12 protein-coding genes are annotated in these 10,308 nt (G+C 65.6%); 8 read left to right on the top strand and 4 right to left on the bottom strand.

The window, feature by feature from the left end; genetic code table 11:
- Positions 1-588, top strand: a 588-nt coding sequence (locus ACWELQ_RS26145) for an endonuclease/exonuclease/phosphatase family protein (protein WP_452399690.1), incomplete at its 5' end; no start/stop codon positions are given.
- 17 nt (positions 589-605) lie between these two features.
- Here ACWELQ_RS26145 and ACWELQ_RS26140 read toward each other — a convergent pair.
- Positions 606-1,184, bottom strand: coding sequence for a hypothetical protein (locus ACWELQ_RS26140; RefSeq protein WP_452399689.1), 579 nt, complete (start codon positions 1,182-1,184; stop codon positions 606-608).
- 861 nt (positions 1,185-2,045) lie between these two features.
- A complete protein-coding gene (locus ACWELQ_RS26135; protein ID WP_452399688.1) occupies positions 2,046-2,630 on the bottom strand; it encodes a hypothetical protein in 585 nt (194 codons plus the stop codon).
- A 371-nt stretch (positions 2,631-3,001) separates the two neighbouring features.
- Between ACWELQ_RS26135 and pip the strand changes: the two genes are divergently transcribed.
- The 3 genes from pip to ACWELQ_RS26120 all read left to right on the top strand — a co-directional run bounded on the left by pip (position 3,002) and on the right by ACWELQ_RS26120 (position 6,251).
- Positions 3,002-3,955, top strand: coding sequence for a prolyl aminopeptidase (gene pip, locus ACWELQ_RS26130; RefSeq protein WP_452399687.1), 954 nt, complete (start codon positions 3,002-3,004; stop codon positions 3,953-3,955).
- Between the two features lie 63 nt (positions 3,956-4,018).
- Complete coding sequence (locus ACWELQ_RS26125; protein ID WP_452399686.1) at positions 4,019-4,426, top strand: SgcJ/EcaC family oxidoreductase; 408 nt, start codon at positions 4,019-4,021, stop codon at positions 4,424-4,426.
- 103 nt (positions 4,427-4,529) lie between these two features.
- On the top strand, positions 4,530-6,251 hold the full coding sequence (locus ACWELQ_RS26120) for an N-acyl-D-amino-acid deacylase family protein (RefSeq protein WP_452399685.1): 1,722 nt from the start codon (positions 4,530-4,532) through the stop codon (positions 6,249-6,251).
- 3 nt (positions 6,252-6,254) lie between these two features.
- Here ACWELQ_RS26120 and ACWELQ_RS26115 read toward each other — a convergent pair whose 3' ends face one another.
- Positions 6,255-7,247, bottom strand: coding sequence for an AraC family transcriptional regulator (locus ACWELQ_RS26115; RefSeq protein WP_452399684.1), 993 nt, complete (start codon positions 7,245-7,247; stop codon positions 6,255-6,257).
- 301 nt (positions 7,248-7,548) lie between these two features.
- On the opposite strand from ACWELQ_RS26115, the gene ACWELQ_RS26110 reads away from it, so the two are divergent.
- The 4 genes from ACWELQ_RS26110 (at position 7,549) to ACWELQ_RS26095 (ending at position 10,016) form a co-directional block, all read left to right on the top strand.
- Positions 7,549-7,746 (top strand): hypothetical protein, encoded by a 198-nt coding sequence (locus ACWELQ_RS26110; protein WP_452399683.1) that lies wholly within the window; start codon positions 7,549-7,551, stop codon positions 7,744-7,746.
- A gap of 9 nt (positions 7,747-7,755) precedes the next feature.
- Positions 7,756-8,571: an SDR family oxidoreductase gene (locus ACWELQ_RS26105; RefSeq protein WP_452399682.1), complete on the top strand. Its 816-nt coding sequence runs from the start codon at positions 7,756-7,758 to the stop codon at positions 8,569-8,571.
- Positions 8,572-8,591: 20 nt separating this feature from the next.
- Positions 8,592-9,032 carry a VOC family protein gene (locus ACWELQ_RS26100; protein ID WP_452399681.1) on the top strand — a complete coding sequence of 147 codons (441 nt, stop codon included), beginning with the start codon at positions 8,592-8,594 and terminating at the stop codon, positions 9,030-9,032.
- Positions 9,033-9,128: 96 nt separating this feature from the next.
- Positions 9,129-10,016 (top strand): DUF4184 family protein, encoded by an 888-nt coding sequence (locus ACWELQ_RS26095; RefSeq protein ID WP_452399680.1) that lies wholly within the window; start codon positions 9,129-9,131, stop codon positions 10,014-10,016.
- Here ACWELQ_RS26095 and ACWELQ_RS26090 read toward each other — a convergent pair.
- Positions 9,934-10,218, bottom strand: a complete 285-nt coding sequence (locus tag ACWELQ_RS26090; RefSeq protein WP_452399679.1) for a putative quinol monooxygenase — start codon at positions 10,216-10,218, stop codon at positions 9,934-9,936. The two genes, ACWELQ_RS26095 and ACWELQ_RS26090, sit on opposite strands and share 83 nt — an antisense overlap.
- Between the last annotated feature and the right edge of the window lie 90 nt (positions 10,219-10,308).

Genomic DNA, 10,308 nt, shown 5'->3' with positions numbered 1-10,308 from the left:
CCATCCGCCACCGCACGGGCCCTGGCCGCGACAGGCGCCGATCTGCTCGCCGTACAAGAACTCGGCGGCACCGACCGCACACCCGTACAACACATCCTGGACGCGACCTACCCCTACCGCGAAGAGCGCGGCACAGTAGCACTGTGGAGCCGCTACCCCACCTCCGACACCACAGTCGCCGACGTCGGCATCGGCTGGCAACGAGGCCTACGCACCCACGTCGCAACCCCTTCCGGCGACCTGGTCGTCTACGTCGTCCACCTCCCATCGGTCCGCCCCACCGACACCGCAACCCGCAACCGGGGACTACGGCTCCTCTCGAGCCAACTGGCCTCCGACCAAGCACCCCACATCCTCGTAGCCGGCGATTTCAACACCGCAACCACCGACCGCAACTGGCATTCCTTCGCACCAACCTTCACCGAAGCCCGCCCCTCATCGGGCCCAGGATTCACCTGGCCCGCCCCCTTCCCCCTAGCCCGCCTGGACCACCTACTCCTACACAACCTCACCCCAACAGCGTCCACAGTCCTACACCTCCCCGGCCCGGACCACCGCGCAACAAGCGCAACTTTCGCGTTTCACTGACAGCAAGACTCGGCCGGTCATCCGTGAGGCGTGTTCATGCCTCGAGGATCAGGAGCGGCGATCTGAGCAGCCAGTTCGTCGAGGGTCTCGGCGGCGTACTGGGAGGTGTCGGTGTAGTAGGAAACGGTGTTGTCGCGCACAGGCATTCGCCCCCAACCGGCCTCCGTGACAGTGAACGTGTCAGGATCCCGGCGAGCCAGGAACAGCACCTGTTCAGCGTTCAAAGGAATCGGCCCATCGTGCGCACAGCATCCGGTTCGGCCACTGACGTGGACGGTGACCTCGGTGACCGCGTCAGTGCTGGGCGAGAGCAAGACTCGTGAAACACGCAGGATGTAATCGACTCCGCCGCCCGCAGCAGGCGTCGGCCTCGCGGAAATCGCGCCCACTACAACCAGATTCGACACCGCAGCCAACTGCTGAGGTGTCGGCGGAGCTGTACACAGACACTCGTCGAAACTGGCTCCCGAACCAAGACGATGCGAGTCGTGTCCCGCTGGCTGATAGCCCCACCATCCCACCCCGATCAAAAGTAGTCCGAGTGCGACCACCGCAACGAGCGCGCCATTGCCGCGACGCAACCCCCTCCCCATCATGAACGCATTCTAGGGCGCAGACTGGTCCGTCTGCCCAGGTAAGATAGCCACCTGCCACGGCTGGCGTCAGCAATATTCGAGCACTGCATCGGCCGAGCTCTTGCCGCACAAGTGTTCTCGTCCGCTCACCGTGATCTCATAGGTGAACCAGAGGCCGGATCGGCGCGACGACAGAATCGTCAGCTAGCGGAAATCCCGCCCCATGGCCGCGAACGCCCGCTCTCGCCACCGGCCGCGCTGACCGAACTTGCCAGCGCGGCCGGGCCGAAGGTCAACAAGCCGACCCGATCTGCCGCCAGCCGAACGCGCCATCATGGCGAATACAGGAGAACTGGCTGCAGCGCACACAAACCCACTACTTCCGGGCAATTTTGACCAATTTTCATGACTTAGTGTGCGATTGAGCCAATTGAAACCTCCGACCACCGTGGGCTGCAAGGCACTGATCTGCCGCTGACCGCTCGGTTCCGGTCGGCCGTAGCTCCATCCGGCGAACGCATTGATGTCGAGTTCGTAGGAGATCTCGCGCGGAGCGGCAGTGGCACCTGCACCGGAGGGCTGCCTGTGGGGGGCGGGTGGTTCGATGTGCGACGGACCTGCGCCCAGGATTTCGGTCCGGGTGAGGTGGACCGAATCTTTTGGCCCCGTAGGGAATTTCAGACTTCGTGGTCGGATTTTAGGTTGGTCAGCGAGTTACCGTCACGGAGGGGCCGTTCATGACTGTCGAGCGGTCGCTTTGGACCGGGAGGACTCGATGACGCGTTTGGGCGGCATCGTGAGCTTCGGTAGGACCGAGAACGTCACCTTGTCGATTGGTGTGGAATCGCGCGTGGGCATTTTGTGGTCGGGGACCGCAGCGACTCACAGTTCGTAGTAGTACCAGGAATCGCCGAGGTACTGGTAGCGGTGACCGTAGGCGCCGTCTCGGCGCTCGTCGTTGGGTAGGAAAACGAACCCGGTGCGAGAGGCCGGATATCCCATGAGGATGAATTCGCAGCCGCCATCGGTTTCGCGTTCGATGTGGTGGAAGTTGTACACGCCGATCTTCTCCCGCTTGAAGGGAAGGTCAGTGCTCGTGCCGGCCGCGGGCACATCGCACGTGGCCGCCGCTCGGTTCATGGCGTCGCGCGACATCGTCCACCCGATCCGGCCAGGGACTTGGAGCAGGCTCAACGCGGTGGTGATCGCGATCAGCGCCGGCATGATCAGACCCAGTCGCCACCAGGTGCTGTAGTTCAGGCTGGCGAACACGGACAGTGCCAACCATGCAGCACTCAGGATCAAGACCACGATGCCGCCGACCATCAACGCCTGTGGATCGTCGAATCGGGTCAGCTGTGTCCACAGCACTACTGTGCAGCACGCTCCCGCGAGCATGGCTGTCGCGACCATTCCTGCTTTCCACGCTGTTGAAACCTGGCTAGCCGTAAGCGAATTCACGATCATAAGTGTGAATTATGGCGGTCGGAGGACGATCTGCGGCTCGTGCCCGGGTCGACACATCGGTAGTCGAGACGACCAGTTCGACCGACATCGAACGCACTGTCCTGCCGCTGACAAGGCTGTTCGGTTTGGCCACTGGTGGACCGACACCGCTACGAGCGATCTCCCCGAACCTCATCCGCATACGTTCGGGTTGACAGTCGGCGACGAGGTCGGGAGTACTCAGCGAGGGAAAGCGGACGAAATTCCGCAGTGAGTACTCCCGAACCTTCAATCCGCGCGCCAGATTGGCGACCGACGAAGCCACTAACCGCATACCGCAGTGCTGAGCGCGCACTACCCTTTGCGCAGTGTCGTGGCTGTAGGGTCGCGGTGTGGCGGGCGATTCGAATCTCGAGCCGATTGAGCCGTTTGCGACGGGGATGCTTCCGGTCGGCGACGGGCACGAGATCTATTGGGAGACATCGGGGAATCCTGGTGGTAGACCGGCGTTGTATTTGCATGGCGGGCCTGGGGCTGGGATGGGTTCGGGGTACCGGCGTTGGTTCGATCCTCGCGTCTATCTGATTGTCGGGTTCGAGCAACGCGGGTGTGGGCGTAGTCGGCCGCTGGTCGGTGCCGACGTGGCTGGTCTTTCGGTCAACACTACAGCGCATCTGATCGCTGAAATCGAGGCGTTGCGGACCCATCTGGGTATCCGGCAATGGCTGGTCAACGGCGTGTCGTGGGGTACGACGCTTGCGCTGGCCTATGCACAATCACATCCGGGCGCGGTCAGCGAGCTGGTTCTCATGGCTACGACGTTGACCACTCCCGATGCCGTCGAATGGATTACCGAGACGGTTGGGCAGCTGTTCCCTGTCGAGTGGGACGCGTTCCGTGCGGCCGCGGGTGCTGAGCCTGGCCAGCGGTTGGTCGACGCCTACTACGAATTGCTCACCGCGGCCGACGAACAAGTGCGGACTCGGGCGGTGGAGGCATGGGTGGCTTGGGAGGACGCGCACGTGTCTCTCGGCACCAAACCGGCGCTCGCTGAGCGTGATCCGGACTGGCGTCGAGTGTGCACCACCCTGGTCGTGCACTACTGGAAGCACGCCGCCTTCCTGCCACCGTCAGCGCTGCTCGAGGGAATGCCCGCGCTGCGCGATATCCCCGCAGTGCTGATTCAGGGCAAGCTCGACGTCAGCGGCCCGGCCGCAGTGGCCTGGAACCTGCACAAGGCTTGGCCTGGAAGTCAATTCGTCCTGATCGACGACGAAGGCCATGGCGGGCCGAAGATGGTCCAAGCCATGGTGACCGCGATCGCCGACTTCGGCGGCAACATCTGAACGCAAGGGCTGCGACTCCTGGTCGTTTGACCTCGAGTGGGGTTGAGGTTCGAAGATGGCCGCATGACAACCGCAGAGCTCGATCAGACCCAAGATATCGCTGCCATTCATGCCGTGGTCGCGGCGGTGGACAAGGCGCAGCGCGCCGAGGACGCCGACGCCTTTCTCTCCCTGTTCCATTCCGACGCCATCTGGACGACCGGTGGCGGCAGATTCCTCAACGGGCTCGACGAGATCTCCGCGTTCACCCAAGCTGTACTGCCGGGCGCGACCAAGGATGGCTACGCGACCTACGAGGTCTTCTTCATTCGTTTCATCCGACCCGACGTGGCGGCGGTCAAGGTCCGCCAGCAGTACTTCAACCACGCCGACGAACTTCAGGCACAGGGCTCGCCGCTGTACGGCATGACCAAGGAGGACGGCCGCTGGCTGCTGACCTTCTGCCAGAACACCCCGGTCGCCGACCACTGACAGATTCGGCGACCCATCGTCCAACCCGGACAAGGCGCGCATACTCCCGTTATAGCGTGTGAAACGACCGCTGACGGCGAGCTGAGAAACAGGGTGGTGCGACATGGCTCGGTGCGACTTGGTAATTCGCGGGGGCACGGTGTTCGACGGGAGCGGCACGCCGGGCGTGCGCGCCGACGTGGGGATCACCGGCGGCAAGGTCGCGGTCGTCGGCGGCGAGGTGCCCGACGGTGCGCGCACCCTGGATGCCACCGGGAGTTGGGTCATGCCGGGCATGCTCGATGTGCACACCCACTACGACGCCGAGGTGCTCGGCAATCCCGGTCTGGGCGAGTCGGTCCGGCACGGGGTGACCTCGGTCGTGCTCGGCAACTGCTCGCTCTCGACAATCTATGCCGAGGCCGAGGACTGTGCGGACCTGTTCGCGCGGGTGGAGGCGCTGCCGTGGGACGCGGTGCATTCGGCGGTGAAGGAGCACAAGGACTGGGACGGGCCGCACGCCTACGCGAAGGCGCTGTCCGATCGCCCGCTCGGAGCGAATGTGGCTGCGTTCCTGGGGCATTCGGATATCCGGGTGACGGTGATGGGCCTGGAGCGGGCCGTCGACGCGGCCGCACGACCCACCGACGCCGAGTTGGCGCGCATGGGCGCGATGCTCGAGGACGCGCTCGACGCCGGATTCGTGGGCCTGTCCACCATCCGCAGTTCGTTCTCGAAGCTGGAGGGTTCGCGGTTCCCAACCCGGCAACTGCCGTCGACCTACGCCACCTGGCGTGAATATCGCGCGCTCAACGCGATTCTGCGCCGCCGCGGACGCGTCCACCAGAGCACGCCCAATCTGACCACGCGCGCCGAGATAGCCCGCTACTTCGCCGAGAGCGCCGGGCGAATCCGCAAGCCGCTCAAGACAACACTGATCGCGGGCATGGACGTGAAGGCGGATCGCACGGTCGCGCGCGCCGCCACCGCCGCGGCCTGGATCGTGAATACCGTTGGCGGGGCGCAATTCCGGTGGCAGCATCTGCCGGTGCCGTTCGAGGTGTACGCCGACGGCGTCGATCTGGTGGTGTTCGAGGAGTTCGGTTCCGGGGTGGCCGCGCTCAATATCCGCGACGTCATGAAGCGCGGAGAACTCCTGGCCGACGAGGACTATCGCCGTCGGTTCCGCACCGATCTGGCCAAGAAGTTCGGGCCGCGCGTGTGGAATCGGGACCTCTACGACGCGATCATCGTCGACTGCCCCGAAGCCGACGTGGTGGGCAAGTCCTTCGGCGCGGTGGCCGACGAGCGAGGCATCCACCCGGCCGACGCCCTGCTGGATCTGACCGTGGCGCACGGGGCGGCGCTGCGCTGGCGCACCGTCATCGCCAATGACCGCGAGCAGATGCTCGACCGGCTGCAACGCTCACCCATGATGCAGGTCGGCTTCGCGGATTCCGGTGCGCACCTGCGCAATATGGCCTTCTACAACTTCGGGCTGCGGCTGCTCGAACGCGCGCACAAGCGCGGGTTCCTGCCGTTGGAGCAGGCCATCCACCGGGTCACCGGCGAACTGGCCGACTGGTACGGCCTCGACGCCGGACGGCTCACGGCCGGAAAGCGCGCCGATATCGCCGTCATCGACCCCGCCGGTTTCGACGGGTCCAGCAGCGAGTACGCCGAGGCCCCTTACCCCGGGGTAGATGGCCTGCGGCGCATGGTCAACCGCAATGACGCTGCGGTGGCCGCCACCGTGGTCGGCGGCCACCTGGTCCACGAATACGGCGCGTTCGCACCGGGATTCGGCACCACCCTGCACGCGGGCACGTTCCTGACCGCGAACTGAGCGCTACACCAGTTCCGGCACCCGGGCGCGCTGTCCCCGCGCCCGGTACTCCTGCGGCGGGCAGCCCTTCCAGCGCCGGAAGGCGCGGATGAACGACGCGGCCTCCGCGTAGCCGAGGCGCGCGGCGACCTGCTCGGTGGTCATCGGGGTGTGGTCGAGCAGTTCCTCCGACAACGCCTGGCGTACCTCGTCGAGCAGCGCCCGGAAGGAGGTGCCCTCCTCGTTGAGCCGCCGCGAGAGGGTGCGCGGGCTGACGAACAATTCGGCCGCCACCGCCGCCTGATCGGGAATCTCACCCGGGTTGCGCACCAGCAGATCTCGCACCGCACCCGCGACGCCGGAGCGAGCGTGGCGGCGCGCCAGCAGATCCCGGCACATCTGTTCGCAGGTGCTGCGCGCCCACTCATTGGCCTGCGGCAGTGGCACATCCAGGTAGGCGGCATCGAAGACGAGTTCGTTGCGCGCGGCGTCGAAGGTGGGCTCGATCTCGAATACCGCCCGGTAGCGCGCGGTGTCGGTGGGTCCGCTGTGCCGGAAGCTCAAGCGCCGCACTGGAACACCGACGGAGAACAGTTCGCGACCGATCATCTGGCAGCCGGTCATGACCCGCTCGGTCAGGAAGGCTCGCACGTCCTCCGGCACTTCACTGTCGTCGTAGCGCAGGAATACTTCGCCCGCGACCTCCTCGAAACTCAATTGCCCGAACACGAAGGCCAGCTCCACATAGCGCAGCGCGATGTCCACCGCATCGCGCAGGGTGCGGCTGGCCAACAGCGCCAGCCCCCACGGCCCGTACAGCGAAATGTGATAGCGGCTCCCGGCCTCCACCCCCAATCCGGGCTCATCCCCGAAGCGCGCCAAGAGATTTCGTACCACGGTCACCTCTTGGCGGGCGGTGACCTCGGCATTCGAATCGATCACCGCCTCCGATGGCAGTCCGGCGCCGGCCAGACAGTCCCTCACCCGCATGCCTCGTTCCTGTGCGAGCTGCGTCATGACGTGGACGCTGGCGGTATTTCTGACTAAATCCCAGTCGAACATGTGCGCGGTCCTCTTCGACTACTCCCGACCGATGTCTGTTCCCCATCGGGTTGGCGCAACATATCAACGCGAGACCGTCCGGTGTGGCGCATCCGACAGATTTGGATGTTCCGCATGGTCACGGACATCTCGCGACTTCGATCACGCCGCTGCGGTTTTCGCCCCTGGCCGCGATTCGTCACGTAACAGCCGCGCCGACTGTGCGATTCATTCACATCCGGTCTGGACGACGACCAGCAATCGAGGTCACCCCGTTATGAGTTCCACCGCCATCCTGCTCATTCCCGCGTTGGCGGCCCCCGCTTTCGGCCTCGGCATCTGGCTCGGCGTCCGATCGGTTACCGGCGAGTCGGCCGCGCGACGCCGCCATACCCGCTGCACTCCCATCCTGCGTTCCTGGCCCGAACTGCCGCAGCGGCCCGGCTCCTGGCCACCCACCCGCCACACCCGATAGCGTGCTGCCATGAGCAGCACTACCACTCGCACCGTCGTGGTCACCGGCGCGTCCTCGGGTATCGGCAAGGCCACCGCCGCCGCCTTCGCCGCCCGCGGTCACAAGGTGATCGGGACCAGCCGCAATCCGGACACTCTGCCCGAGGCCGATCGGGTGCCCGGCGTCGAATACCGTGCCCTCGACCTCACCGACCGCGCCTCGATCGACCGCTTCGCCACCGAACTCGGCGCGATCGACGTGCTGATCAACAACGCGGGTGAGAGCCAGGCCGGACCGCTGGCCGAACTGCCCGGCGACGCCATCGAAAGACTGTTCCAGCTCAACGTTTTCGGCGCCATCGCACTGACGCAGGCCGTCCTGCCCGGCATGCGCGAGCGTGGGTACGGGCGCGTCGTCATGGTCGGGTCGATGCTCGGCAGCTTCCCGATGCCGTATCGATCCTCCTATGTCGCGACCAAGGCCGCGTTGCGCGGGTTCGCCACCGCGGCTCGCTTCGAAGAGTCCCCGTTCGGGGTGTGGATCACCACCGTGGAGCCCGGTCAGATCGACACCGGGCTGAGCGAGCGCCGCACCAAGTACATCGCCGACAACTCGCCCCATCTCGCCGACTTCACCACGTTCATGGCCGGGCTCGATGCCCGCATGAGCAAGGGCATCCCGCCCAGCAAGGTCGCGGAAACCATTGTCGCGGCAGCTGATTCGGCCCGGCCACAGCCGCTCTACGCGGTCGGCAGCAACGCCCCGCTGATGTTCGCCGTCCGCCGCCTGCTGCCCCGCACCGTCATGGAACGCCTCATCGCCTCCAGCCACGGCCTGAAGCGCTGATTCCACCGTAGGGTCGGGGCATGGCGATCCAACGTATGGACAATGTGCTCATCGTGGTCGAAGACCTCGACACCGTGATCGACTTCTTCGTCGAACTCGGCATGGAACTGGAAAACCGAGGCCCCGTCGAGGGCCGCTGGGTGGAACGCATCATCGCCGTCGACGACGTCCGCCAGGAAGTCGCCATGCTCCGCACCCCCGACGGCCACGGCAAAGTCGAACTGGCCATGTTCCACACCCCCGCCCCCATCCACCCCGACCCGAAAACCGCACCCTCGAATACGGTAGGCATCCGCCGAATCATGTTCGCGGTAGACGACATCGACGACACCGTCACCCGCCTGGTAGCCCGCGGCGCCGAACTCGTAGGCACCATCGAGCAATACGAAAACATCTTCCGCCTCTGCTACCTCCGAGGCCCCGAAGACATCATCATCGGCCTCGCCGAACAACTGAACTGAGCGAACAAGAGCCGACCGTTGTGAGTGGACCCGTCGTGGCCCGCCGCCACGTTCAGCGCACTGCCGTCAGTGCGGGCTCGGGGGCCCGGAGTCGAGTTGACGGAGGTTCTCGGCGAGCTGGATTGCGGTGTATCGGGATACTGGGGGTCCTGGATACACTTTGTCGTGCCGCTTACTTTTCCTTCGCATGCGTTGGCAGTGTTGCCGTTGAAGATTCGGTGGCCTCGTCGATTGGACGGGGTTGCGTTGGTGGTGGGGTCGGCGGTGCCGGATGCCTCTTATCCGGTGGCGGGGTTCTTTTCGATGCCGGAGACGCATGCGCTGCCGGCGTTGCTGTGGTGGTGTCTGCCTGTGGGAATCGTTGCCACGGGGGTGATTCGGTGGGGTGCCGGGCCGATCGCCGCGCATTTGCCGCGGTTCGGGGGGTTCGATCTGCCTGCTTACGGAGTGCTCGGGGTGGTGCGGTATCGGTGGTACATCACGGGGTATTCGATTCTGATCGGTGCGGTGACGCATGACTTCTGGGATGGGTTCACCCATGATCCGGCGGGTGGGCACGGCTGGGGAGTCGCCAGATTCCCGGTGTTGTTGCGGCCCAGTCCGATCGGCAGGCCGTGGTGGTATGCCCTGCAGCAGACGTCGACCGTGGCGGGTGCGGCGCTCGCGATCGGGGTGTTCTATTACATCGGCCGACGCGGACTGCTGCGAGCCTGGCACGGCAACCCACCGGCCACCCGGCGCGCACCGACGCGGTTCTGGACGACGGCCGGGCTGGCCGCCGTGCTGATGCTGTCGCTTATTCCGCTGATGCCCTTGGCATTCCAGCCATTCGTCGTGGGTGTCCGCCTGCTCTACGTGGCGGCGCTGGCTCTGTTGGCGGGCGCGGTGTCGGTGCGCCTGGTCAGTCCTCGAAGATCCGCTCCACCGGAGGCCCTGTCAGCAGCTCCGCCCCGGACTCGAACGCCGCGACCAAATGCGGACTGACCAAGTGCGCCTCGAACGCCGCCCGCGATTCCCAACTCTCCACCACCACCCATGCCCCCGCCCGCGTCGGATGCTGATACGGCTGATAGCCGACGCACCCCGCCTCCGCCAGCGTCGGTTCGATCAAGGCCAGCGCCTGCGCCCGCACCAGGTCTTCCTTGCCCGCCCGGGCCTGCAATGTGGATACAGCGGTAAGAGTCACCCGCCACACAACCACACGAGACGACCTGCCATTCCCGCCCGGAACAGGGCGGAGGGGCGGGGTGGACGGGCCGTCACGGGGTGGGTGGGG

The sequence above is a fragment of the Nocardia sp. NPDC004722 genome, from assembly GCF_053601505.1.
The sequence above is the reverse complement of the archived record's forward strand: the minus strand, read 5'-3'. Positions and strand labels throughout refer to the sequence as shown.